At 66.9% G+C, this 23,867-nt stretch carries 22 protein-coding genes; all 22 read right to left on the bottom strand.

What is annotated here, in order from left to right; all coding sequences use genetic code 11:
- Nucleotide 1: 1 nt before the first annotated feature.
- Complete coding sequence (gene fliF, locus ACM0PY_RS10475) at nt 2-1,648, bottom strand: flagellar basal-body MS-ring/collar protein FliF (protein ID WP_180886208.1); 1,647 nt, start codon at nt 1,646-1,648, stop codon at nt 2-4.
- Between the two features lie 13 nt (nt 1,649-1,661).
- Nucleotides 1,662-2,027, bottom strand: coding sequence for a flagellar hook-basal body complex protein FliE (gene fliE / locus ACM0PY_RS10480; RefSeq protein WP_180886210.1), 366 nt, complete (start codon nt 2,025-2,027; stop codon nt 1,662-1,664).
- Nucleotides 2,028-2,450: 423 nt separating this feature from the next.
- The gene (locus ACM0PY_RS10485) at nt 2,451-2,867 is read right to left on the bottom strand and encodes a hypothetical protein (protein WP_134972758.1); all 417 of its coding nucleotides are present in this window, start codon (nt 2,865-2,867) and stop codon (nt 2,451-2,453) included.
- Nucleotides 2,868-3,052: 185 nt separating this feature from the next.
- Nucleotides 3,053-4,558 carry a sigma-54 dependent transcriptional regulator gene (locus ACM0PY_RS10490; protein WP_134972759.1) on the bottom strand — a complete coding sequence of 502 codons (1,506 nt, stop codon included), beginning with the start codon at nt 4,556-4,558 and terminating at the stop codon, nt 3,053-3,055.
- Nucleotides 4,555-4,932: a response regulator gene (locus ACM0PY_RS10495; RefSeq protein WP_005409556.1), complete on the bottom strand. Its 378-nt coding sequence runs from the start codon at nt 4,930-4,932 to the stop codon at nt 4,555-4,557. The genes ACM0PY_RS10490 and ACM0PY_RS10495 overlap by 4 nt, the downstream gene beginning before the upstream one ends.
- Before the next feature lie 14 nt (nt 4,933-4,946).
- The gene (rpoN, locus tag ACM0PY_RS10500) at nt 4,947-6,356 is read right to left on the bottom strand and encodes an RNA polymerase factor sigma-54 (protein ID WP_180886317.1); all 1,410 of its coding nucleotides are present in this window, start codon (nt 6,354-6,356) and stop codon (nt 4,947-4,949) included.
- 323 nt (nt 6,357-6,679) lie between these two features.
- Complete coding sequence (locus ACM0PY_RS10505) at nt 6,680-7,312, bottom strand: response regulator (RefSeq protein ID WP_235646853.1); 633 nt, start codon at nt 7,310-7,312, stop codon at nt 6,680-6,682.
- 92 nt (nt 7,313-7,404) lie between these two features.
- Entirely contained in the window at nt 7,405-7,983 is a 579-nt protein-coding gene (locus ACM0PY_RS10510; RefSeq protein WP_180886319.1) for a PilZ domain-containing protein, read from the bottom strand.
- Nucleotides 7,980-8,273 carry a hypothetical protein gene (locus ACM0PY_RS10515; RefSeq protein WP_069138605.1) on the bottom strand — a complete coding sequence of 98 codons (294 nt, stop codon included), beginning with the start codon at nt 8,271-8,273 and terminating at the stop codon, nt 7,980-7,982. The genes ACM0PY_RS10510 and ACM0PY_RS10515 overlap by 4 nt, the downstream gene beginning before the upstream one ends.
- Nucleotides 8,270-8,686, bottom strand: coding sequence for a flagellar export chaperone FliS (fliS, locus tag ACM0PY_RS10520; protein WP_005416447.1), 417 nt, complete (start codon nt 8,684-8,686; stop codon nt 8,270-8,272). Before fliS ends, ACM0PY_RS10515 begins: the two co-directional genes overlap by 4 nt.
- 128 nt (nt 8,687-8,814) lie before the next feature.
- Nucleotides 8,815-10,230: a flagellar filament capping protein FliD gene (gene fliD, locus ACM0PY_RS10525; protein ID WP_049412079.1), complete on the bottom strand. Its 1,416-nt coding sequence runs from the start codon at nt 10,228-10,230 to the stop codon at nt 8,815-8,817.
- Nucleotides 10,231-10,671: 441 nt separating this feature from the next.
- Complete coding sequence (locus tag ACM0PY_RS10530; protein ID WP_061478706.1) at nt 10,672-11,841, bottom strand: flagellin; 1,170 nt, start codon at nt 11,839-11,841, stop codon at nt 10,672-10,674.
- A gap of 86 nt (nt 11,842-11,927) precedes the next feature.
- On the bottom strand, nt 11,928-13,118 hold the full coding sequence (locus ACM0PY_RS10535; protein ID WP_061478705.1) for a flagellin: 1,191 nt from the start codon (nt 13,116-13,118) through the stop codon (nt 11,928-11,930).
- Between the two features lie 72 nt (nt 13,119-13,190).
- Entirely contained in the window at nt 13,191-14,408 is a 1,218-nt protein-coding gene (locus tag ACM0PY_RS10540; protein WP_005416451.1) for a flagellin, read from the bottom strand.
- Nucleotides 14,409-14,805: 397 nt separating this feature from the next.
- Entirely contained in the window at nt 14,806-16,008 is a 1,203-nt protein-coding gene (flgL, locus tag ACM0PY_RS10545) for a flagellar hook-associated protein FlgL (protein WP_180886320.1), read from the bottom strand.
- The gene (flgK, locus tag ACM0PY_RS10550) at nt 16,005-17,885 is read right to left on the bottom strand and encodes a flagellar hook-associated protein FlgK (RefSeq protein WP_134970193.1); all 1,881 of its coding nucleotides are present in this window, start codon (nt 17,883-17,885) and stop codon (nt 16,005-16,007) included. The genes flgL and flgK overlap by 4 nt, the downstream gene beginning before the upstream one ends.
- An 8-nt stretch (nt 17,886-17,893) precedes the next feature.
- On the bottom strand, nt 17,894-19,093 hold the full coding sequence (flgJ, locus tag ACM0PY_RS10555; protein WP_005416454.1) for a flagellar assembly peptidoglycan hydrolase FlgJ: 1,200 nt from the start codon (nt 19,091-19,093) through the stop codon (nt 17,894-17,896).
- A 1-nt stretch (nt 19,094) separates the two neighbouring features.
- Nucleotides 19,095-20,225, bottom strand: a complete 1,131-nt coding sequence (locus tag ACM0PY_RS10560) for a flagellar basal body P-ring protein FlgI (RefSeq protein WP_053496702.1) — start codon at nt 20,223-20,225, stop codon at nt 19,095-19,097.
- Nucleotides 20,226-20,233: 8 nt separating this feature from the next.
- Nucleotides 20,234-20,926 (bottom strand): flagellar basal body L-ring protein FlgH, encoded by a 693-nt coding sequence (gene flgH, locus ACM0PY_RS10565; RefSeq protein ID WP_005416456.1) that lies wholly within the window; start codon nt 20,924-20,926, stop codon nt 20,234-20,236.
- A 22-nt stretch (nt 20,927-20,948) separates the two neighbouring features.
- The gene (gene flgG, locus ACM0PY_RS10570; RefSeq protein ID WP_005416457.1) at nt 20,949-21,734 is read right to left on the bottom strand and encodes a flagellar basal-body rod protein FlgG; all 786 of its coding nucleotides are present in this window, start codon (nt 21,732-21,734) and stop codon (nt 20,949-20,951) included.
- Nucleotides 21,735-21,837: 103 nt separating this feature from the next.
- Entirely contained in the window at nt 21,838-22,587 is a 750-nt protein-coding gene (locus tag ACM0PY_RS10575; protein ID WP_053496684.1) for a flagellar basal body rod protein FlgF, read from the bottom strand.
- A gap of 32 nt (nt 22,588-22,619) precedes the next feature.
- The gene (gene flgE, locus ACM0PY_RS10580) at nt 22,620-23,843 is read right to left on the bottom strand and encodes a flagellar hook protein FlgE (RefSeq protein ID WP_005416459.1); all 1,224 of its coding nucleotides are present in this window, start codon (nt 23,841-23,843) and stop codon (nt 22,620-22,622) included.
- Nucleotides 23,844-23,867: the final 24 nt, after the last annotated feature.

Below are 23,867 nucleotides of genomic sequence, written 5' to 3' on the forward strand. Positions count from 1 at the left end.
CTCAGTCATTGGCCACCCAGCCCTTGACCACCTGGGCCACGCGCTTGGAGTCGGTCTTCACGGCTTCACGCGCCATCCGCAGTCGTTCCTCATATGAATCCACCGGCAGTGCGAGCGCATCCGGTCCGCCCAGGCTTGCCCGGTCGGTGCCCAGCGCCGGCAGCGGCATGCCATCGTCATCCACCAGCTGCACGTCCGCGGTGTGCGGCTCAAGTGCCTGCGGGTCGTCCTTCCTGTTCTGGCCGGTGATTGCGCGCAGCGCCGGGCGCAGCACGCCGAACAGCAGCGCCAGCACCACCACCGCGCCCAGCAGCATGCGGCCGGCGTCGTGCACCCACGGCAGCTCCCACCAGGCCGGGCCTTGTTCGGGCGTGGTCTCGCGCACGAACGGGGCATTCATCACCGACACGGTGTCGCCACGCTCGGCGTTGAAGCCGACGGCCTGCTTCACCAGCGCCTCGACGCGGGTCAGTTCGGCGGCCGACAGCGGCTGCGGGCTGACCTTGCCGTTGGCACCGGCGCGCGGCACGTTGTCCACCAGCACCGCCACCGACACGCGCTTGATGCGGCCGGCCGGCTGGCGGGTGTGCTGCAGGGTGCGGTCCAGTTCGTAGTTGCGGGTGGCGTTCTTGCTGCTTTCGGTCGGGGCCTGCGCGGTGGCCGGCGCGGCCTGCTGGCCCGGCGGGCTGTTGCTGGTGGCACCCGGCACGCCCTGCGGACCCGGCGTGCTGGTGGTGTTCTCGCTCATCTGCTCGCTGCGCAGCTTCTGCGGTTCACCGTTGTAGAGCTCACGGGCTTCCTCGGTGACCGAGAAGTCCATGTCCACGCTCACTTCCGGATTGACCCGGCCGGGGCCGGTCATCGGTTCCAGCAGCTCGCGGATGCGCTGGTTGAACGAGGTTTCCTGGCGGCGCACCTGTTCGAACTGGGCAGCGTTGACCGCCGCCTCACTGTTCGGGTCGCTGACGCTGAGCATGCGCCCGCTCTGGTCGACCACGGTCACCCGTTCCGGGGCGAGATCCGGGATGCTGGCCGCGACCATGTGCACGATGGCGTCCACCTGGCTGCGTTCCAGCTGCTGGCCGCCACGCAGTTCCAGGGTCACCGAGGCGCTGGCCACGTCACGCTGGCGGGTGAAGGCGCTGGGCTTGGGAATGGCCAGATGCACGCGCGAATCGCGCACCGGGCGCAGCGTGTTGATGGTGCGCGACAGCTCTGTTTCCAGCGCGTGCTGGTAGCGCGCGCTTTCCACGAACTGGCTGACGCCGAAGCCCGGATCGCGTTCCATCAGCTCGAAGCCGAGCTTGCCGCTGTCGGTCAGGCCGGAGCCGGCCAGCTTCAGGCGGGCGTCGTGCAGGTTCTTTTCCGGCACGGTGATGCCACCGGTGGCCGGATCGAGCGCGAACGGAATCTGTGCCGCGCGCAGCAGGTCGGTCGCTTCAGCGGTCGCCTTCTGGTCCAGGCCGGTGTACAGCGGGACCATGCCCGGCTTCTGTGACCAGAAGAACACGGACAGGCCTGCCGCCACCGCCACCGCGATCATCGCCATCAGGCCCAGCCGACGGGTGATCTGCAGACTCTGCAGGCGGTCGAACCATTGCCCGGCCTTCTCGGCGTTCAGGCTGTCCTTGGAGAGCGTCAGTGCCATGCGTCAATGTTCCTTACAGCGGCATGTTCATCACGTCCTGGTAGGCCTGGACGAGACGGTTGCGGACTTCCACGGTGGCGCGGAAGGCGATCTGGGACTGCTGCGAGGCGACCATCACCTTGGCCAGGTCGGCGCTGGGGTCGCCCATTTCGAAGGCCTTGGCGAGGGCGCCGGACTTCTGCTGCGCATCGTTGACGCCGGCAATCGCACTACGCAGGGTTTCGGTGAAGCTGGCCGGCTGGGCCTGCGGCGCGTCCAGCACCGTGCCCGGCAGGGCGTTGCTGCGCGGCGCTTCGCCCAGCGGGTTGAGCGCCGGCTGTCCCATCTGGGTCTGATAGGAGCGGATCTGCGAAAGGATCGAAGTGACGGAGTGGGACATCTGCAACGGTTCCAGAAACAGGGATGGGGTTGTCTGCTGGAGCCAGTGCAAGTGCCGTGCCGAAACCGGTTTTCGATTCAGTGAAGTGAGGAGGTTGGGTGTGCGTGCGGGGTTGCACCCCGCGCCCCGCGGTAGTGCCGGCCGCTGGCCGGCAACCTCAGTGGCAATGACCGAAGCCGGAGCCGGAGCCGGAGCAACAGCAGAAGCGGGTCTACTGAGGGATGGCGGGGCGGGTCCGGTTGCGGGGGACGCTGCAAGTACGTCCATGTAAGCTCGGTCGCCGCATCCATGCGGCTCACGCCCCCGCAACCGGACCCACCCCGCCTTCGACAGTTTCACGCTGCTGCCGGTAGATGCTGACCGCTGGTCGGCGCTGATCTGACCCCATTGAAGGCGCCATTTATCCGGCGTCGGTTTTCTGGCCTACGGCTGCAGGGTCCAGCGGCCGGAATTCTGGCGCTGGCGCGGGGCGATGGGGCCGTCGTGCTGGGTGTAGATGAAGCGACCCTGGCGGTCGCTCTGGCAGGCCAGCAGCAGGGTGTAGTGGGCGGGACCGGCCGGGTGGGCCTCGGTCATCTGGATTTCCGCGATATGCGGGGCCAGGCGCTGGTAGCGGTAGCTGCCGCCGATGCGCAAGTCAGTGCCGAGGATGTCCAGCACGTACTGGCTGCCAGCAAAGCTGAGCTGCACCATGCGTCCGGCGTTCGGATTGTCCGGCGCATACAACGGGTCGCTGAGGTTGGTGAAGTGGCGCTGGTCCAGCGTGACAGGCAGCGTGCAGTTGGCCGCGGTGGCCAGGGCCGGGCAGAGCAGGGTGGCGAGCAGGGCAAGGCGATGCATGGTGGAACCTCCTTGGGGGTGTCCTCGCCATGCTCCGCACTGCGGCGGTGTTGTCTCTAGGAAAACGTGCAAAAGCAATGGGCGCAGATCCCTTTCCGCAGCAAAGGGATGTGAGCCCAGGGCCCAAAACACCAACGCCCGGGCAAGCCCAGGCGTTCGTGCCCCCTTCATGCTGGCAATGCGTTTCAGCCGGCCAGTTCGGCCTGCTCGCGCTCGATGCCGTACTTGCGCAGCTTTTCCACCAGGGTGGTGCGGCGCAGGCCGAGCAGCTGGGCCGCGTGGGCGACCACGCCCTGGGTGCGTTCCAGTGCTTCGTTGATCAGGCCAAGTTCGATGTTGGCCATGTGGTTGCGCAGGTCCATGCCTTCGTCGGGCAGCGCCGCCGGTGCCGCCGGGCGATTGACGGCGATGCCGTGCTCCAGCGCCGGCTGGTTGCCGCTGCCGGGCGTGTGGAACGAGAAGCTGCGCAGGTCCAGACGTTCTTCGCTGGCAACCGGAGCTGCCGGTGCCGATGCGGCCACCGCTGCCAACGCGGCGTCGCCACGATAGCGGGCCGGCAGGTCCTGCACGCGTACTGAACCGCCCGGATGCAGCACCGCCAGGCGCTCGACCAGGTTGGTCAGCTCGCGCACGTTGCCCGGCCATTCGTAGCTGGACAGCGCCTGCAGCGCTTCGGGAGTGAAGCGCACTTCGCCACGGCCGGTGCGGGCCAGCTGCGCGGCGATGGTTTCCACCAGCGCCGGCAGGTCCTCACGGCGCTCGCGCAACGCGGGCACTTCAATCGGGAACACGTTGAGGCGGTAGAACAGATCCTCGCGGAACTTGCCCTCGGCGATGCGGGTCTCCAGGTCGCGGTGGGTCGCGGCCACCACGCGCACGTTGCAGCGGATGGTCTGGTTGCCACCGACGCGCTCGAAGCTGCGTTCCTGCAGCACGCGCAGCAGCTTCACCTGCATCGGCAGGCTCATGTCGCCGATTTCGTCGAGCAGCAGGGTGCCGCCCTCGGCCATTTCGAAACGGCCCTTGCGCGCGGTCAGCGCGCCGGTGAAGGCGCCCTTCTCATGGCCGAACAGTTCGCTTTCCAGCAGGTCGGCCGGAATGGCGCCGCAGTTGATCGCCACGAACGGGCCGTCACGGCGCGGCGAGCGCTGGTGGATGGCGCGCGACACCACTTCCTTGCCGGTACCGGATTCGCCCAGCACGAGCACGGTGGTATCGAATGCGGCGACCTGCTCGATCATGGTGCGCAGGGCGGTCACTGCCGGGCCGTTGCCGGTGGGGCCCTGGTCCTGGGCGGCGCCTGCCTGATGCTCGGCATCCAGGCGCTTGAGGCTGGCGCGGCGCAGCAGGGCTTCCATCTGTGCGTGGCGCAGCGGCGTTTCCAGCGGCCAGATGTTCGCTTCATGCAGCCCGTGCTGCCGGGCAAACACTGCAGCATCACCATCGGCCAGCAACACCGGAGGCGGCAGGCTGCTGCCGCCCAGCCAGTTGTACAGCGCGGTGCTGGCGGGGCTGTCGTCCAGGCTGCCGACGATCACCGCCATCCAGTCGTTCTGGCGCTGTCGGCCTAGGTCGAAGTCGGCCGCGTCGGATACCCAGCGCGGGTTGAAGTCCATGAATTCCAGCAGGGCAACGGTGCGCTCTGCGCGCACGGCGTCGTTGTCCAGCACCAGGATGCGCGATTCACTCACGACTGTTCCTCCCTGAGGCCTTCCAGGATCGGCATCACTTCCTGGATATAGGACAGCTTGCTGACAAAGTTGTCGGCACCGGCACGCAGCGCGTGTTCGCGGTGCTCGGCGTCATCGAAGTGGCTGGCGATCACGATGTACGGTGCATCGTCCTGCGACTTGATCAGGCGGGTGGCCTGCAGGCCACCCATCTCCGGCATGGCCAGGTCCATCAGCACCACCTGCGGGCGCAGCGTTTCCGAGCGCTCGATCGCTTCCAGGCCGTTGCCGGCGCTGCCGACGATCTGCAGCCAGTCGATCTTGCGGAAATGGCGCATCGCCGCGTTGATGAAGCCCTCGTGGTCATCGACCAGCAGGACCGTGAGCTTGTTCATGTCCAACATCCTTTTCAGCCCACCCGGGCCAGCTGCGGTTGCCTGGCGCTGAGCCGGCGCCGTTCGCGGGCCGGGGCGATATCCAGTTGTTCTCGGTATTTTGCGACGGTTCGGCGGGCAATGTTCACCCCCTGGCGCGACAGCAGGCCGGCAATGGCCTCGTCGGCCAGCGGGCGACCGGCCGGTTCGGCGTCGATCAGGCGGCGGACCATGGCCTTCACCGCCTGGCCGGAGACGCTGGCGCCCTCCAGGCGCACGGCGAAGAAGTGCTTCAGCTCGAAGGTGCCGCGCGGGGTCTGCAGGAACTTGCCGGTGGTGATGCGCGAGACGGTGGACTCATGCATGCCGATTTCCTCGGCCACTTCCTTCAGGGTCAACGGCGCCATGGCCTCTTCGCCCCGCACCAGGAAGGCGGCCTGGCGCTCGACGATCACCCGCGCCGTACGCAGCAGGGTGTCGTAGCGCATCGACAGGCCACGGCTGAACCAGCGCGCCTCCTGCAGCATCTCGCGCAGCGCCGGGGCGGCGTCGCTGGTTTCGGCCAGCACCTGTTCGTACTGGCTGTTGATCGAAACGCGGCGGCTGGTGGCCGGGTTCAGTGCCACCTTCCATTGCCCATCGGCGTGCCAGGCGACGACGTCCGGCACTACCACGGCGTTGTGTTCGGGCAGCAGGCTGTCGCCGGGGCGCGGCTGCAGCGAGAGGATCAGGCGCACCGCCTCGCGCACGTCGTCGATCTCGGCGTCGTGCTGGCGGGCGAGGGCGGGGTAGTCGTGCGCGGCCAGTGCCTCGAGCGCGCCATCGAGGATGCGGGCGGCCAGGTGACGCGCGGGGACCACGCCGTGCAGGCTGCGCAGTTGTGCCTGCAGGCCTTCGCGCAGGTCCTGCGCAGCCATGCCAGCCGGTTCACCGTGCAGCAGCTGCTGGCGGATGGCCTCGACGCCTTCGGCGGCGATGTCGAACTGGGCGCTGGCCAGCAGCTGCAGCTGCGCCAGTGGCGCCTGCAGGTAGCCGGCCTCGTCGCAGTGGTCGAGCCAGAACGCGGCCACCGCCAGTTCGCTGTCGTCCATGTCCAGCGCCAGGCGCTGCAGCACGCGCAGCTGAGGGTCGGTCGACTCACCGGCGGCAATGCGCGCCATGCGGTCGTCGTCGCCGTCCTGCCAGCTGGCGCCGGCCACGTCCCACATCGAAGACTCCGGCAGCTCGTCGAAAGCGGCGGTTTCCAGCGTGGTGGCGCTGACCTCGGTGGCATCAGCGGCAGGCGCTTCGGCCTCTTCGATCTCCAGCAGCGGGTTGGAGTCCAGCAGGCGCTGGATTTCCTGTTCCAGGTGCAGGCCATCAAGCTGCAACAGCCGTATCGACTGCAGCAGCTGCGGGGTGAGGTGAAGTTGTTGGCCCAGCTGGGTCGAGAGTGCAGCCTTCATCGTGGTTCCCCGGCGCCGCTCCCCGGCGCCTTGTGGAACGCATCTTGCTTTTGATCCGGCGTGGGCGGAATCGGGGGGTTCCTGAGGGGATTCGTGGTTGTCCCGACAGGATGTAGGGGTATTCCCTACATCGGCGCGGAATGTTGACGATGATCGCGCCTAAGCTGCTGATTTTCGGTGTGGTTGCCGGGTTGACCGGGCTGTGCCGTGTACGGGTTCCTGTCGGGGCGTGTCAGGGTGACGGGAATCCGTCGCCGGTGCAGTGCCGGGCAGGGGTCAGATCCCTTTCCTGCGGAAAGGGATCTGACCCCATTCGCAGGCAATCACTCCAGCTCGTGCTGGTGGCGTGCGGCCAGCAGCAACAGGTCATTGGCGCGGCGGCAGCCCAACGACTCCATCATGCGTGCGCGATGGGTTTCCACCGTCTTCACGCTGATGCCCAGGTCCGCGGCGATTTCCTTGTTGCTTTCGCCCTTGCCGATGCGGCGCAGGATCTCGCGCTGACGCGGCGACAGCGCGGCAATGCCGGTAGGCTTCTCGCGGCCCAGCATGGGGGCCAGCATCTTGGCCGAGATCTGGGGACTCAGGAACACCTGGCCGGCATGCGCGGCGCGCAGCGCCAGTTCCAGCTCCTGCGGTGCTGCATCCTTCACCACGAACCCGACCGCGCCACGATCCAGGGCATCGCGCACATGCGCGGCATCGTCGTGCATGGTCATCATCACCACCCGGGTGCCCGGGGCGCGCAGGCGGATGTCGCTGAGCGCTTCCAGGCCGGTGCGGCCCGGCAACGAGAGATCCATCAGCACCACATCCGGCGCGTACTGCAGGGCCAGCTGCAGCGCCTGTTCGGCGTTGCTGGCCTCGGCGACGAGCTGCACGTCGGCAAACCCCTGCAGCAGCCGCGCCAGGCCGGCGCGGACGAGGGTGTGATCGTCGACGATGAGAACTCGCACAGGCACGCAATAGATCCGTGTAGGGGAGTCCACCTTAACTTAGCTGAACGGGCGCGCCAAGGCTTGCCCGTCAAGCGTGATGGTGGCAGCTTTCAGCGCGCCCGGCGCGCCTCGGCCACCTGGCGGCGGTGCAGTCGGAACAGGTGCCGTTCCATGGCCATTTCCAGGCCGTCGCCCAGGCGCTGGAAGCGCAGCCACAGGAAGTGGCCGCCGCTGCCGTCGGCTGCCTCGGCGATCACTTCCACCGGCAGGTCGATGTGGTCGGGCAACCAGTCGCTGGGCTGCAGGCGCACCACGCCGGCCTGTCCGGGGCTGGCACCACTGCGCGGGCCCAGCTGCAGGCGGATGCCACGGCGCGACCAGCGCACCGGGCGCAGGGGCAGATCCAGGCCCTGCTGGCGCACCAAGCGGCCGAGCAGCACCATCGCCAGGTCCAGCTTGGCTTCAAGGCGTTGCAGCTGCAGGGTGGCCTCGTTGCGTTCGTCGTGCTCTTCAACACGGCTGTCTTCGACCAGTGCCAGGCTGCGCAGCAGGCCTTCGGCACCGCTGGTGCGTCCGGCCGCGCTGCCCGCCTGGAACTCGGCCGGCAGGGCCAGCTCGCAGCTGAGCGTTTCGTCGAACAGCTCGCTTTCGGCAGGATGGTGCAGCGACGTGGTCGGCAGCTGGGTCATGCCAGCGATTCTGCCTGCAGGTAGGCATGGGCGGCGCGAAGAGAGCGCTGGCCGTCATTCATCAGTGCGGCCGCTGCATCGCGGCGCTGGCGCAGCAGGCCCAGAAGGCTCTGCTGGCGCTCGAACAGGGCGCTCAGCGGCCCGTGGTCCGCAGCGGTCAGCGGCTGGCTGAGCAGGGCATGCAGGGTGCTGTCGTGCCCGTCGAGCAGACTGTCGGCCTGGTCCAGGGCATCATCGCCCAGTGCCTTCTCGAAGGCATCCAGCTGCGCGTGCAGTTCGGGCAGGCTCATGGCGCCACCGCGGCCGGGCGGCGCTGTTCGTGCGGGATCGCGTTCCAGGCGCTGTCGATCTCGCCCAGCAGCTGCAGCGATTCATCCAGCGCGGCGCGGTCGTTGTGCAGGTTGGCTTCGGTCAGGCGCTGCAGCACGTAATCGTACAGGGCCGACAGGTTGCCGGCGATCTCGCCGCCGGCCTCATGGTCCAGCGAGCCGTTGAGGTGGCCGACGATCGCGCAGACTTCGCCGATCGCCTTGCCCTTGCCGGCCTGGTCGCCGCGCTCGAGGCTGGCCAGGGCGCGACGCACGCGCTCCAGCGCGCCGGCCAGCAGCATCGCCACCAGCTTGTGCGGATCGGCATCGGCGACCGCACTGGTCACTCCCACCTGGCGGTACTGCTCGGCATATTGACGGCTGGAACCGTACATTCGTGATTCTCCTTGCGCGGGGTGCCGTCGGGCGATCGTGGGGATCGGTGCCGGCGGCGCGGCGATGATTGCTGTTGCGTCCGTTATCGGTGCATTGCGCGGCAAACTTGAGTGCCACGCACGCATCGTCAGCGGTTCAACTGTGCCAGCTGCTGCTGCAGCGCCGTGTTGCTCTGCTGCAACTTGCCCATCAGGCTGTCCAGCGCGATGAACTGCTTCTTGTAGCGCTCTTCCACGCTCTTCATCCGCGTGTCGAGATCCTTGCGGCGCTTGTCGATGTTGTCCAGCGTGGTGTTCAGTCCCTTGGTCCGCGCGACGAACGCGCCTTCCTTGCCGACCGTGGTGCTGACATAGCCGTCGACCAGCGTGTACAGCTTGCCGGCGCCGCCGGTATCACCGGTGATCGCCTGGCGCATCTTCTCCGGCTGGCTGGCCAGGGCGGCGGCGAACTTGGTGGTGTCCAGGATCAGTGTGCCGTCGGCGTTGGGATAGCCGCGGGTATCCAGGCCGATCGCCTTGGCATCGAGCTTGTCACCGGCCAGGTCCTTGAGCACGCTCGACATCACCGAGCGCAGCTGGCTGGTGGCGCCGCGCATCTGCGCGTCGCCGGTCAGCGTGGAGGCTTCCTTGGTCTTGGCGTCGTACTTGGTTTCGGTGTTGATCGCCGCCAGTGCAGCGTTGTAGGCGGTGACGAACTCCTGCATCACCTTGGTGGCTGCCGCAGTATCCGTGCTGATGGTCACCGTGCTGGTGCCCGGCATCTTCAGGTTCAGGGTCAGGCCCGGAACCGCATCGGCCACGGTATTGCTGGCGCTGACGACCTTCACACCATCGATGGTCAGCTCGGCGTCGGCGGCGGCGGTGTTCTGCTTGAGGCTGTTGACCAGCCCCCCCAGCTTGGCGTCGCTGCCTGCGTACTCGAGCTTGATCGCGTTGGCGGCACCGGTCTTCTCCTGGGCGATCGACAGGTACTGGTCGTCGCCGGAGCTGATCAGGGTGGCCTGCACGCCTTCCTTGCGGCCGGCCGCATCGATCTTGTTGCGGATGGTGGTCAGCGTGTCGCCGTCCTCCACCTCCACGTTCATGGTCTTGGCCTTGTCGCCCACGCCAACGGTCAGCGTCAAGGTTCCGGCAGCAAACGTGTCGGTCTTGGGTACCGAGGTATCGGCGATCAGTTTGTGCGCGGTGGCCAGCGAGGTGACATTGACCACGTGCGTGCCGTTGGAGGCCGCAGCCTTGGTGGTGCCAACGTCATACAGCGCGACCGACGCCGTCAGGATCTCGTCGGTGCCCTTGTCGCCGCCTTTGCTGGCGGTCACCGTGCGCGTGTCGAACGCCGTGGTGGCCTTCAGTGCGGTCAGCGCCGTCTTCAGCTTGTCGAAGGCCGAGGTGATGGTGCCGATCGACGACAATTGCATCTTGGCCTTGGACTGCTGCAGGTTCAGCGCATTGTCGGCGGGCTTGCGGTCAGCTGCGACCAGCTGGTTGACGATGCTGGAAATATCCAGTCCCGAGCCAATGCCACCGTATCCAAAGTCTGCCACGTCGTTTCTCCTGGTATCCGGGCCCGGCCGTCGTGCGCTGGCCCGTCGTCAACGAAAATAGCGGCCTGCGCCGCTGGGTCTTGAGGACTTCGTTGATGCACGTGCCGTGCCAATCGCCTGGCGCAGGTTCTGGCACGCGGGTTGCAGGAGAGCTGGGGCAGGATGCGGGTGGGTTCACCGCGGGCTGCCGGGAGTCTGCAAAAAGCCCTCCCCCAATGCAGGGGAGGGATCAGGCTACTGACAATCGGGGGGAGACGAAGCCGCCCGGTACGTACAGTCAAAGGTACAGCGCTGAAAGAGAGGTCCGCAGGAGCGGGCGATGCCAAGCCGGTTCGGGACTGATCCCGGGCCGGGCATGGCCCGTGCCTTCGTGCATCGTGGCTTCCCGGTTGCCGCTACCGTCGGTTCGACCCGACGGTAGCGGCGCCTTCTTGCCGTGGATCAGCGCAGCAGGCTGAGCACGCCCTGCGGCACCTGGTTGGCCTGGGCCAGCATGGCCGTACCGGCCTGCTGCAGGATCTGGGTGCGGGTCAGCTCTGCGGTTTCCTTGGCAAAGTCGGTGTCCTTGATGCGGCTGCGCGAAGCCGACAGGTTTTCCGACGAGGTCTGCAGGTTGGCCACCACCGAGGTGAAGCGGTTCTGGATCGCACCGAGGTCGGCGCGGGTGCTGTTGATCGCACCCAGGGCCTTGTCGACCACTTCCATCGCCTGCTGTGCACCCTTCACGGTGGACACGTCGATCTTGTCGGCGAACTTGGCGGTCGGCGCGGCACCTGCGGTGAACCCAGCGATGGTGCTGCTGAAGGCCGTGAAAGCACCGGCATTGTTGACGCTGTCCTTGACCGAGGTCAGGGTGAGCGCGCCGGCCGCGTCGGCTTCGGCATAGACGCCGGTCTCGCCGATCTTGGCATTGATCGCGGTTGCGACGGCCTTGCCGGCTGCCGCGGTGTTGGCGGCCGCGTCGCCGACGCTCTTCACGGTCATCGCGTCGAAGTTGACGACGGTGCCCTTGCTGTCGGTGATGGTGAACGCGGCAACAGCGGTATCAACGTTGTCGGCACCGGTGACGGCAGCAGTGGCCGTGGCGAACTGGGCACCGCCCAGGGCGTTGGCCTTGGCGTCGATGGTCTTGTCGATGGCGATGGCCTGGCCGGCGTTGGCACCGACCTGGAACAGCTGGCTGGAGAACGAGCCGTCCAGCAGCTTGGTGCCGTTGAAGTCGGACTGCTTGGCGACGCGGTCGATTTCCGAGACCAGCTGGGTCACTTCGGCCTGCAGGGCCTTGCGGTCGCTGGCCGAGTTGGTGGCGTTGGCGGCCTGCACCGACAGCTCGCGGACGCGCTGCAGGTTGTTGCCGATTTCGGTCAGCGAACCTTCGGCGACCTGGGCCAGCGAGATGCCGTCGTTGGCGTTGCGGATGGCGACGTCGGTACCGCGGATCTGCGTGCCGAAGCGCTCGGAGATCGCCAGGCCGGCGGCGTCGTCCTTGGCGCTGTTGATGCGCGAACCGGAGGACAGGCGCTGGATGGTGGTGGCCAGCGAGCTGCCGCTGGTGCTCAGGTTGCGCTGAGCATTCAGGGACATGGTGTTGGTGTTGATGACTTGTGCCATGGTGCTTTTCCTTTGGCGAAGGTGGAACGTGTTTCAGGATCCGGGCGCCGCGTCATGCGGCGCCCGGAGGTCGATCAGCGAGCGGATCAGCGCAGCAGGCTGAGCACGCCCTGCGGCACCTGGTTGGCCTGGGCCAGCATGGCCGTACCGGCCTGCTGCAGGATCTGGGTGCGGGTCAGCTCTGCGGTTTCCTTGGCGAAGTCGGTGTCCTTGATGCGGCTACGCGAAGCCGACAGGTTCTCCGACGAGGTCTGCAGGTTGGCCACCACCGAGGTGAAGCGGTTCTGCACGGCGCCCAGGTCGGCACGAGTGCTGTTGATCGCACTCAGGGCCTTGTCGACCACTTCCATCGCCTGCTGTGCGCCCTTGACCGTGCTGACGTCCAGGTCGCTGGCGAACTTGGACGCCGGTGCGGCGGTCGCCAGCGTGGCGGTGAAGGTCGGTGCGGTAGCGCCGGTCCAGGTGCCCACCGAAGCGGTGATGGCCTTGAACGAGCCATCGGCGTTGACGCTGTCCTTGACCGAGGTCAGGGTGACGCCAGCGGTGCCGTTCACTTCGGCGTAGACACCGGTCTCACCGATCTTGGCGTTGATGGCAGTCACCAGCGCCTCGCGGGAGGCCTTGCCGGTAGCAGCGGCGTCGGCACCCTGCTTGACATCGACGTCGGCGATGGTGACGCCATTGATCTGCAGGCCAGTGACCTTGAGGTCGGCGTTGGTGCCCGGGTCGGCCAGGGCCAGCGAGTTGGTGTCGAACTTGGCGCCGCCCAGGGCGTTGGCCTTGGCATCGATGGTCTTGTCGATGGCGATGGCCTGGCCGGCGTTGGCACCGACCTGGAACAGCTGGCTGGAGAACGAGCCGTCCAGCAGCTTGGTGCCGTTGAAGTCCGACTGCTTGGCGACGCGGTCGATTTCCGAGACCAGCTGGGTCACTTCGGCCTGCAGCGCCTTGCGGTCGCTGGCCGAATTGGTGGCGTTGGCGGCCTGCACCGACAGCTCACGGACGCGCTGCAGGTTGTTGCCGATTTCGGTCAGCGAACCTTCGGCGACCTGGGCCAGCGAGATGCCGTCGTTGGCGTTGCGGATGGCGACGTCGGTACCGCGGATCTGCGTGCCGAAGCGCTCGGAGATCGCCAGGCCGGCGGCGTCGTCCTTGGCGCTGTTGATGCGCGAACCGGAGGACAGGCGCTGGATGGTGGTAGCCAGCGAGCTGCCGCTGGTGCTCAGGTTACGCTGAGCATTCAACGACATCGTATTGGTGTTGATGACTTGTGCCATGAGGAGAGGTCCTTGAGCGGTTGCACGTGAGTTGGGTCAGACGCCCCCGACGTGCCCCGGGGGCGGCTCATGTCAGCGCTGCAACAGGCTGAGCACGTTCTGCGGTACCTGGTTGGCCTGGGCCAGCATGGCCGTACCGGCCTGCTGCAGGATCTGGGTGCGGGTCAGTTCGGCGGTTTCCTTGGCGAAGTCGGTATCGCGGATGCGGCTGCGCGATGCGGACAGGTTCTCCGAGGAGGTCTGCAGGTTGGCGACCACCGAGGTGAAGCGGTTCTGGATCGCGCCGAGGTCGGCGCGGACGCTGTTGACCGATTCCAGGGCCTTGTCGACGATCGACATCGCCTTCTGTGCGCCTTCGGCGGTGGTGACGTTCAGGTCCTTGACGAAGCTGGCTGCTGCACCGGTCAGGGTGCCGCCGTTGGTGCTGGTCTCGGTCAGGCCCAGGCCGGCGATGGTCGCGGCGGTGACGCCGGCCGGCGGGGTTGCTGCGCTGACGCCCAGGGCGAAAGTCTGGCCATCCTTGACCGAAGCCAGGCTGATGACGCCGGCATTGACCGAGGCCACCACGCCGGTTTCACCCAGCTTGTTGTTGATCGCCGCAGCGGTGGCCGAGGTGATCGACTCGCCGGCCTTCACGGTGAAGTCGCTGATGGTGACCGTGGTGGCGGTGCCGCCCGGCGGGGTGACCGAGACCTGCAGGCCGGAGTAGGTGGTGTCGGCCGTGGCCTTGTCCACCGCCAGCGCAGTACCGGTGTAGCCGTTGGCGAAGGTGGCAGCCCCCAGCGAATCGGCCTTGGCGTTGACCACGCTGTTGATGGCGATGGCCTGGCCGGCGTTGGCGCCCACCTGGAACAGCTGGCTGGTGAAGCTGCCGTCCAGCAGCTTGGTGCCGTTGAAGTCGGCCTGCTTGGCCACACGATCGATTTCCGAGACCAGCTGGGTCACTTCAGCCTGCAGGGCCTTGCGGTCGCTGGCCGAGTTGGTGGCGTTGGAGGCCTGCACGCCCAGTTCGCGGATGCGCTGCAGGTTGTTGCCGACTTCGTTCAGCGAACCTTCGGCGACCTGGGCCAGTGAGATGCCGTCGTTGGCGTTGCGGATGGCCACGTCCAGACCACGGATCTGGGTGGTGAAGCGCTCGCTGATGGCCAGGCCGGCCGCGTCGTCCTTCGCGCTGTTGATGCGCAGGCCGGACGAGAGGCGCTGGATGGTGGTGGCGAGCGAGCTGCCGCTGGTGCTCAGGTTGCGCTGAGCGTTGAGCGACATCGTATTGGTGTTGATTACCTGTGCCATGGGGTCGTCTCCTCTTATATGGAACCCGTTGGTGAATGAAACGAAGCGCCGCCTGTTTTTTTGTGTGGCTGTGTGCTTCGCCGTTGCCAAATGAATAACGGCGCTTTGTCAACAACCTTTAGCCGTGAATTCCGCTGAAGCCGGAATTCGTTGCCTGAAGCTGTTTTCCCGGGGTTTTCAGCCCTGTTGCCAGGATGGAAGCGACCCCGGGAGGGGCGATCGGGCAGGGCCTGACCAGCGCTGATGAAGGTATCGGCGGGGTGCGACCCGGCTTGATGGGCAATCACGGAGAATCGGCCGGAGATGGCCAGAGGGCCGCGTGGTGGCGGGCAGGCGCAAACGAAAAAGGCCGCGATGCAGGGCATCGCGGCCTTTCAGGGGTGACGCAGGAGAGGCGTCAGCGCAGCTTGTTGAACAGCGACATCGACTGCATCTGCGAGAAGATCGTCTGCGCCGCCTGCAGTGCGGTGCTCTGCAGCTGGTACTGGCTCAGTGCATCGGCGTAATCCAGGTCGCGCATTTGCGACAGCGTGGTCTTCAGGGTCACGCCATTGGCCTCGCGCATCTCCGCCGCGTTGTCCAGCGCCTTCAACTGCGCACCACCGGCAGCGCGCGAATCGATCATCCGCTCCGAGGCGCGCGCCACGTCGCGCAGTGCGCTCTGCAGCTGATTCTGCTGTGCAGTCATCTGCGCGGTGGTACCGGTGTCGGCACCCAGCGCGGCGACCAGGTTGTCCATGGTGGCGAAGATGTCGCGGCTGCTGGCGGCCTGTACGCTGAAGCTGTCGCCCGCTGCGGGTGCGCCGGTGATGCGCAGGCGCACACCGTTCACTTCCAGGTCGTCGCCAGCCTTGTAGGTGCCGGTGCCGGTCACGTTGCCCGCACCATCCACCACCTCGTACTGGGTGCCGGTAGTGAAGCGCACGCTGAAGCCCTGGCCGTTCCAGCTGTCGCTGCCGTCGCGGGTGATGTTGGTCAGCACGCCGTTGCCGGTGTTGCTGGCCGCGGCGCTGCCGTCAACGAAGCCGTCGCCGGTGGGGATGCGCATGAAGATCTCGCTGCCGGGCAGGGCGTCGCGCACATAGGTATCGGGGCCGACTTCAACCTGGCGCTGGGTCTGGTCGCCGCGATAGACGACTTTGCCGTTGATCTTGGCAAACGGCGGGTCACCGTCGTTGGTGCCACCGAACACGTAGCGGCCGGTACCATCGTCGGCGTTGGCCAGCGACAGCAGGCCATCGCGGATCTGGTTGACCTCGGTGATCAGCGTCTTCTTGTCCGCCGCGCTCAGTGCCGGATTGCTCGCCTGGATGGTCAGATCGTTGACGCGCGCCATCAGGTCGTTGACCTGCGCCAGGGTGTTTTCCTGCACGCCCAGGCGGTTCTGCACATTGCCGGCGTTGAGCTTCATGCGGTCCAGTGCGGCCAGGCTGCGGTCAAGGCCGACTGCAGTGCCGGCGGCAACCGGATCGTCTTTGGCGCTGACGATCTTGCTGCCAGTAGCAATCTGCTGCTCCAGGTGGCTGAGCTTGGCCTGCTTGGCCATCATCAGCGACACCGACTGGTTGAACATCATGCTGGTGGAGATGCGGCTGCTCATCGGCGGACGGCTCCCAGGATGGTCTGGAACATGCTGTCGGCGGTGGAGATCAGCTGCGAGGCGGCCTGGTAGGCCTGCTGCAGGCGCAGCATGTCGGCGGCCTCTTCGTCCAGGTTCACGCCGGAGACCTCGTCGCGGGCTTCCTGTGCCTTGTCATTGATCACCAGCTGCGCATCGAGCGAGTACTCGGCCGAGCGGGCGGCGGCGCCGACCTGGGTGGTCAGGCCACCCAGTGCACCGTTCAGTGTCACCGTTCCGGCGTTGAAGGCCTTCGTGCTTTCCACCTTGGCCAACCTGGAGGCGTTGCTGTTGTCCGACGAACCGGCCGGGGTCGGGGTGATGTTGAAGGTATCGCCCACCTTCGGCGCACCGTCCAGTACGAAGCTCCAGCCGTTGGCACTGATGGTCTGGCCAGGCGTATAGGTCTGAGGCGGGCCACCGTCGATGGTGTAGGTGGTCGCCGAGGTGAACACGATCGCCGACGGATTGCGCAGGTTCGCGTTGGCCGAATCGGTGACGGTGACGCCGCTCAGCTTGCCGGTACCGGTGTTGGCGGTGGCGGCTGCGCCCTTGACTGCGGCGGCCGCGGCAATGCGCGACGGATCGGTGATGGCCATCTCCAGGCTGCCGGCCACGCCGGCGGTGGGCTGCAGCAGGAAGCGGTCATTGGCCGCCGGGGTGCCGCCGACGACCAGGTTCACGCCGTTGATCACCAGCGGATCGGCGGCGGTGCCGGTACCGGTCAGGGGAATGCTGGCGCCGGTGTCGGCGCGGCTGGCCTTCCAGGTGGTGCCATCGAACTGCAGCACCACGTTCTGCGCGTCCAGTTTGCCCAGGTCGCCATAGGTGGCGCTGAGGCTGGCGGTTCCGGTATTGCTGTTGTTGCCGGTCACGCGCGGGCTGCCGATGTCGAAGAAGTCCCCGCCCATCTGGCCATACAGATCCACACCCTGGTGGTGGACCTGGTTGAAGCTCTCGGCCAGGCCCACCGCCAGCTTGCCCAGTTCGGCCTGCGCAGGCGTCAGCACGGTGTCGCGGAATTCCAGCAGGCCCCCGATCTGGCCACCGACCGCTTTCGGGTCGAGACGGATGGTGTTGCCCTGGGTCTCCAGTGCCAACTGCAGGCGCTCGGGCTGGTACGGATCGGCCACGGTGGTGACCTTGGTCGCCGTGGTGCCCACCACCAGCGCGTTGCCGCCGGCAGTGTAGACATTCATGATGCCGCCGTCCTGGATCACCGCGGTGCCACCGGTGTAGCCGATCAGCTGGGTGATCAGCTGGTCGCGGCGGTCGAGCAGGTCCGGTGCAGCCGAGGCGATGTTGGTGCCGATGGCACCGTTGATCTGCGCGATCTCCTGCGCAAGGCGGTTGACCTCGGTCGCACCGGCCAGCAGGCCGTTGTTGACCTCGCTGTTGAGATTGTTCAGGTGCGTGTTGAGCTGCACGAAGCGGTTGGCCAGCGCCTTGCCACCGTCGAGCATGTTCTGGCGGTCGGCGGTGCCGGCCGCGTTGGACGACAGGCCACTGACCGAGTCGAAGAAGTTCGACCAGACGCCGGCCACGTTGGTGGCAGCATCGGAGAACAGCGCGTTGACCCGGTCGGCCATGCCCGAAAGCTGCTTCAGGCGCGCCAGCTCACCGCTGCTGTCGAGCAGGCGCGAGATCGCCAGCTGGTCGGCCGTGCGACGGATGTCGGTGATGCGGGTGCCGTTGCCGACCGTGCCGTAGCCATAGTTCTGTGGATCGGCGGTGGCGAAGTTGACCTTCTGCCGGCTGTAGCCGGGTGTATTGAGGTTGGCCACGTTGTGGCTGGTGGTCGCCAACGCTCGCTGGAAGGCGAGCAGGGCACCGGTACCGGTGGAAAGTACGCTGGACATGGTGTTCCTCAACGACGGGTGATACCCAGCGCCGCGGTCGCGGTGCTGGCGAAGGTCTGGCCAAGGCGCGAGCCGGCGTCGGCCACGGCGGCTACGGCGCGCTCGATGGTCGGGCCGCCGGCGATCGCAGCGATCTTGGCGGCGTAGCGCGGATCGGTGGCGTAACCGGCGCGCTGGAGGCCACGGGCGAAGCCCTGCACGTCGGTGCCGGCCTGCAGGGCCTGCTGGTAGCGCGGGCTGGTCTTCAGCAGGCGCACGTAGTCGGCAAAGCTCTCGGCCGCTGAACCGTAGGCGCGGAAGCTGGCGGTTTCGTTGCGGCGCACGCCATCGACATATTCATGGGTGCCGGCCGTGGCGCGCTGGCCGTTCCAGCCAGTGGCCTTGATGCCGAACAGGTTGTGCGAGGTGCTGCCATCGGCATGCTTGATGTGGCGCTTGCCCCAGCCGGTCTCCAGCGCGGCCTGCGCGACCAGGGCGCGGGCATCCACGCCCAGTTCCCTGGCCGCGCTCTGTGCGTGCTGCCAGATACTGGCGACGAAGCCCTCCGGGGTATGCTCGCCGAGCTGGGCGACGGCCGTGCGCGTGGCCAGGGCATCGGCCGGGCTCACGGCCGTGCCGCGATTGCTGGCCGTCGCCGTCCACTGGTCGCTGTTGGCGGCCCAGTCCTCGCCCTGCAGGCTGCCGATGTACGGATCCTCGGTGCCCAGCGAGCGGTGCAGGCCGCTGCTCTCACGGCCGGCGATCAGGTCCAGTGCCTGCTCCATCGGTGCCAGCGCGGCCTGCGCACCGTGCTGCGCGCCTGCGGCCATCTGCTGCAGCATGCGCACGGCCTGGCTGCCATCTTCCAGGGGCAGCGACGGTGCCGGCCTGGCCGGCGCGTTGAGCTGGTAAGCGCGGCTGGCCTTGGCCGGATCCACGCGGGTATCCAGTGCCGGACCTTCGGCGGCCTGGCCGGACAGCTGGCGGGTGATCATGCCGGACAGGCCCAGGCCCTTGCCGCGGGTCATCGCCTCGGCAATCTTCTGGTCGTACATGTCGCGGAACATCTTGTTCTCGCCGGGAAACAGCGAGTCGCCGAAGCTGGCATCGCGCATGCTCTTGACCAGCATCTGTGCGAACTGGCCTTCCAGCTGGCGAGCGACCTTGTCGATCTTCGCCGGATCGTTCTGCTGCGCCGGGTGCAGGTCGAATGCGGGATTGATGCGCATGTCAGATCACCTCGAGCTCGGCACTCAGCGCGCCGGCCTGCTTCAGGGCTTCCAGGATCGCGATCAGGTCGCCCGGTGCCGCACCCACGGCGTTCACCGCATGCACGATCTCGTCCAGGGTGGTGCCGCCGCTGAACTTGAACATGCGGCTGCCGTCGTTGGTGGCGGTGATGGTGGATTGCGGGCTGGCCACGGTACGGCCGCCCGACAGCGCATTGGGTTGGCTGACGTTGGTGTTCTCCTGGATCGTCACCGTCAGCGAACCATGCGAAATCGCCGCAGGGCCGACCCGCACCTGCTGGCCGATGACCACGGTGCCGGTGCGCGAATTGACCACCACCTTGGCCGGGGCGCTGCCGGGGGTCAGTTCAAGGTTCTCGATGCGCGCCAGCAGGCCGATGCGTGCGCCCGGATCGGTCGGCGCGGTGACGGCGACGGTCACGCCATCGATCGCGCGTGCCGCACCTTCGCCGAACGCGTTGTTGAGCGCGGCGACCATGCGCGAGACCGTGGTGAAATCATTGTTGTGCAGGTTCAGGGTGATGTCGCCGCCGTTGGCCAGCGGATCGGGCAGGGCACGCTCCACGGTGGCGCCGTTGGGAATACGGCCGACGCTGGGCACGTTCACCGAGACACGGGAGCCGTCCTTGCCCTGCGCGCCAAAGCCACCCACGATCAGATTGCCCTGGGCGATGGCATAGATCTGGCCATCGGCGCCGCGCAGCGGGGCCATCAGCAACGAGCCGCCGCGCAGCGACACCGCGTTGCCGATCGAAGACACCGTGATGTCGATCGGCTGGCCCGGCTTGGCGAACGGCGGCAGTTCGGCGTGGATCGCCACGGCGGCCACGTTCTTCAGCTGCGGATTGACGTTCGGCGGCACGTTCACGCCCAGCTCGCCAAGCAGGTTTTTCAGGCTCTGCACGGTAAAGGGCGCCTGGCTGGTACGGTCGCCGCTGCCATCCAGGCCGACCACCAGGCCATAGCCCACCAGCGCATTGCCGCGCACGCCGCCGACCTGGGCGAGGTCTTTGATGCGCTCGGCGCTGGCCGGGGCGGCCACGATCAGCAGCATCAGCGACGCGATCAACGCCACGCGTCGCTGCCAGGAAGGAGAGAAGGAGAAGTTCATGGCCATACTCAGAACGGCGTCAGGCCGGAATTGAAGAAGCGGCTCAGCCAGCCCATCGCGTTGGACTGCGCGACCGGGCCGCGGCCGCCGTAAACGATGCGGGCCTCGGCCACGCGGCTGGAAGGGATGGTGTTGTCCTGGCTGATGTCGCCCGGGCGCACGATGCCCTGCACCTGCACCAGTTCATCGCCCTGGTTCAGCCGCAGGTTCTTCTGCCCCTGCACCACCAGGTTGCCGTTGGGCAGGCGCTGGATCACCGTGACCGTGACGCTGCCCTGCAGGCGGTTGCTCTGCGCGCTGTTGCCCTTGCCGGTGAAGTCACGCGCGCCCTTGGCGGTGGCACTGAGGATGTCCTTGCCGCCCAGGGTGACCGGCGCACCAAGGATGGACGGCGTGCCCAGGCTCAGGTTGGATTCCTTGTTGGTGGCTGTGTTGGCGCTGGTCTGCGCGGTGGTGTTTTCCAGCAGGGTGATCGTCAGCAGGTCGCCGACATCGCGTGCGCGGCGGTCCGAATACAGCTGCAGGGTCGGGCCAGCGGCGTAGATCGCACCGGCGGTGGGCGCGGCCTGCGGCGGCATGATCGGCTGGATCGGTGCCATCGCCGGATAGGGGCGCACGTCGCCCGCGATCACGCAGCCACCGAGCAGGGCGACCACGGTGCAGGCGAGGGCAGTACGGGCGAGGTTGGAAATGGGCGACATGGCGGTTTCCCGGTTGGGCCGGTCAGATCTTGTTGTTGAGATAGCCGAGCATCGAGTCGGTGGTGGAGATCGCCTTGGCATTCATTTCGTAGGCGCGCTGGGTTTCGATCATCGACACCAGCTCTTCCACCACATTGACGTTGCTGCCTTCCAGCGCACCCTGCACCACGGTGCCGAGACCGTTCAGGCCGGGATTGCCGTTCTGGGCCGGGCCCGAGGCCGTGGTTTCCAGGAACAGGTTCTCGCCGCGCGCCTGGAGGCCGGCCGGATTGACGAAGTCGGTCAGGGTCAGCGCACCGACTTCCACCGACGCGGCGTTGTCGGCCATCTTTACGCTGATGGTGCCGTCGCTGCCGATGGTGACCGACTGCGCGCCCTCGGGAATCTGGATGCCCGGCTGCACCGGGTAGCCGCTGTTGGTGACCAGCTCGCTGTCCTGGTTGATCTTGAACGAGCCATCACGGGTGTAGGCCGAGCTGCCGTCGGGCATCTGCACTTCGAAGAAGCCGCGTCCGTTGACCATCACGTCCAGTGCGCGGCCGGTCTGCTGCTGTCCACCCTGCTCGAAGTTCTTGGCGGTGGCGACCACGCGCACGCCGGTACCCAGCTGCAGGCCGGTCGGCAGCTGCGTCTGCGCCGACGAAGAGCCGCCCGGCTGGCGCACCTGCTGGTACAGCAGGTCCTCGAAGCTGGCGCGGTCCTGCTTGAAGCCGGTGGTGTTGGTGTTGGCGAGGTTGTTGGAAACCACCGACATGCGCATCTGCTGCGCATCCAGTCCGGTTTTCGCGATCCACAATGCCTGGTTCATCTTCGGAGTCCTGTCTGGGTGAAGCCGGCCGCGCAATGCGGCCCTTGGTAGCGGGTGTGCAAGCGGTGTGCCAGCGCCGCGCCCGGGCGGCGCCGGAAATCCGTCAGCTGCCCAGGCGGAGCAGGCTGTTGGCGCTGCGCGCGTTGTCGTCGCCGTGCTTGATCACCTGAACCTGCATTTCGTACTGGCGTTGCAGCTGGATCATCTGCACCAGCGCACCGGCGGCATCGACGTTGCTGCCCTCCAGTTGCCCGCTGTGCACGGCGGTGCCCTGTGCCGGTGCGAACGGCTGGCGCGGGTCGGTGTTGCGGAACAGGCCATCCAGGCCGCGCTCGAGGCGCTCGTCCGGCGCTTGCACCACCTTGATCCGGCCGATCTGCGCCATCGTCTGCGGGCCTTCGCCCTGCGGGATGATCGAGATCGTGCCGTCGGCGCCGATCTCCATCGCCTGGTAGGGCGGAATGGCGATCGGGTTGTTGTTGTCATCCAGTACCGGACGGCCGCTGGAGGTCACCAGCTGGCCGTTCGGCGTCACCGACAGGGCTGCGCCCCGCGTATACGCTTCGCTACCATCGCTCGCCTGCACCGCCAGCCAGGTGCCGCTCTGCAGTGCAAGGTCCAGCGGTTTGCCGGTGATGTGCTGCGCGCCGGGCCGGCGGTTGAAGCCGGCGTCGACGTGCAGCGCATCCACCCGCGAGGCAAAGCCCGGACCCTTGATCGGGAAGGCTTCGGTGTTGGCCAGCGCTTCCTTGAAGCCAGGAGTGTCCGAGTTGGCGAGGTTGTGGCTGAGCGTTCCCTGCGCCTGCAGGGAGGCGCGGGCACCGGTCATCGCCACGTAAAGGGCTTTATCCATGCGGGGAGTTCCGTGACAAGGTCAGCAGCTCATCAACGGATGTTGATGACGGTCTGGGTGATCTGGTCCTGCGTGGTGATCATCTGCGCGTTGGCCTGGAAGTTGCGCTGCGCTGTGATCATGTTGACCAGCTGCTCGGTGAGATCGACGGTGGACGCTTCCAGCGAGCCGGCCTGGATCTTGCCGAGATTGGAGGTGTCCGGCATTCCGGTGCGCGGCGTGCCTGACTCGAAGGTCTCCACCCACAGGTTGTTGCCCTTCGATTCCAGTCCCTGGGTGTTGTTGAAGGTGGTCAGTGCGACCTGGCCCAGCGGCTTGTCGTCGCCGTTGGAGTAGCGCGCATAGACCACGCCCGACTCGGACACAGTGATCTCGTTGAGCTTGCCGGCGGCATAGCCGTCCTGCTGGGTGTTGCGCAGGGCGAACTTCTCGCCGTACTGGGTCGAACCGCTGATGTCCAGCGTCATGTTCAGCTGGCCAGCGCCCGTGGTCGGGGTGAAGGTGCCGAGGCCAACCTTGCCGTTGGCCGGGGCGGTCAGCTTGCCGCTGTTGTCGAAGGTGACCGCGGTCGGGGTGCCGGCGGGCTGGCCATCGACATAGTTGTGCACGGTCCATTCGTTGGGGTTGGCGCCCTTCACGAAGTACGAGACCTGGATATGGCTCACGCCCAGCGAGTCGTACACGGTGATGCCGCCGCTGGAGTGGTTGTAGCTGTTGGAGTCGGTCGGGTCGAACGTGGCCACGGTCGGCTGCTTGGCGTTGGCCGGCAGGGTGAAGCCCACCTTCACTTCGCTGGTCTGCTTCGGCGGGCTGTCGGTGGTCAACAGCTGCAGGTCGACCAGGCGGCCGGCGTCGAAGTTGGTGCCATCGGCATTCGGCGCGAACACCTGCAGGCGCGCGCCCTGCGGATTGACCACGTAGCCGGCCGAATCGGTCTGGAAGTTGCCGGCACGCGAATACACACGCGAACCGTTCATGTTCATGGTGAAGAAGCCCTCACCGGAAATGGCCATGTCCAGGCTGCGCCCGGTCTGCTCGTTGTGGCCCTGGATGAACTGCTGGGCGACGTTGGAGACGCGCACGCCCGAGCCGGTCTGGTTCTTCGACAGGCCATAGCTGGTGGAGGCGAACAGATCGGCGAACTCGGCGCGCGACTGCTTGAAGCCGGTGGTGTTGACGTTGGCGACGTTGTTGGCGGTGACGCTCAGGTCGGTGTTGGCGGCATTGATGCCGGACAGCGAGACATTGAAGCCCATGGGATGCTCCTGGTTGATGCGGGA

This window comes from Stenotrophomonas sp. BR163 (assembly GCF_047520985.2).
In the GTDB taxonomy this organism is placed as follows: Bacteria; Pseudomonadota; Gammaproteobacteria; order Xanthomonadales; family Xanthomonadaceae; genus Stenotrophomonas; species Stenotrophomonas sepilia.

Bases quoted from the DNA above. Each gene is read 5' to 3' on its own strand.
- fliF (WP_180886208.1), bottom strand. From the start codon at position 1,648: ATGGCACTGACGCTCTCCAAGGACAGCCTGAACGCCGAGAAGGCCGGG.
- fliE (WP_180886210.1), bottom strand. From the start codon at position 2,027: ATGTCCCACTCCGTCACTTCGATCCTTTCGCAGATCCGCTCCTATCAG.
- ACM0PY_RS10485 (WP_134972758.1), bottom strand. From the start codon at position 2,867: ATGCATCGCCTTGCCCTGCTCGCCACCCTGCTCTGCCCGGCCCTGGCC.
- ACM0PY_RS10495 (WP_005409556.1), bottom strand. From the start codon at position 4,932: ATGAACAAGCTCACGGTCCTGCTGGTCGATGACCACGAGGGCTTCATC.
- rpoN (WP_180886317.1), bottom strand. From the start codon at position 6,356: ATGAAGGCTGCACTCTCGACCCAGCTGGGCCAACAACTTCACCTCACC.
- ACM0PY_RS10510 (WP_180886319.1), bottom strand. From the start codon at position 7,983: ATGACCCAGCTGCCGACCACGTCGCTGCACCATCCTGCCGAAAGCGAG.
- ACM0PY_RS10515 (WP_069138605.1), bottom strand. From the start codon at position 8,273: ATGAGCCTGCCCGAACTGCACGCGCAGCTGGATGCCTTCGAGAAGGCA.
- fliS (WP_005416447.1), bottom strand. From the start codon at position 8,686: ATGTACGGTTCCAGCCGTCAATATGCCGAGCAGTACCGCCAGGTGGGA.
- ACM0PY_RS10530 (WP_061478706.1), bottom strand. From the start codon at position 11,841: ATGGCACAAGTCATCAACACCAACACCATGTCCCTGAATGCTCAGCGC.
- ACM0PY_RS10535 (WP_061478705.1), bottom strand. From the start codon at position 13,118: ATGGCACAAGTCATCAACACCAATACGATGTCGTTGAATGCTCAGCGT.
- ACM0PY_RS10540 (WP_005416451.1), bottom strand. From the start codon at position 14,408: ATGGCACAGGTAATCAACACCAATACGATGTCGCTCAACGCTCAGCGC.
- flgL (WP_180886320.1), bottom strand. From the start codon at position 16,008: ATGAGCAGCCGCATCTCCACCAGCATGATGTTCAACCAGTCGGTGTCG.
- flgK (WP_134970193.1), bottom strand. From the start codon at position 17,885: ATGTCCAGCGTACTTTCCACCGGTACCGGTGCCCTGCTCGCCTTCCAG.
- flgJ (WP_005416454.1), bottom strand. From the start codon at position 19,093: ATGCGCATCAATCCCGCATTCGACCTGCACCCGGCGCAGCAGAACGAT.
- ACM0PY_RS10560 (WP_053496702.1), bottom strand. From the start codon at position 20,225: ATGAACTTCTCCTTCTCTCCTTCCTGGCAGCGACGCGTGGCGTTGATC.
- flgH (WP_005416456.1), bottom strand. From the start codon at position 20,926: ATGTCGCCCATTTCCAACCTCGCCCGTACTGCCCTCGCCTGCACCGTG.
- flgG (WP_005416457.1), bottom strand. From the start codon at position 21,734: ATGAACCAGGCATTGTGGATCGCGAAAACCGGACTGGATGCGCAGCAG.
- ACM0PY_RS10575 (WP_053496684.1), bottom strand. From the start codon at position 22,587: ATGGATAAAGCCCTTTACGTGGCGATGACCGGTGCCCGCGCCTCCCTG.
- flgE (WP_005416459.1), bottom strand. From the start codon at position 23,843: ATGGGCTTCAATGTCTCGCTGTCCGGCATCAATGCCGCCAACACCGAC.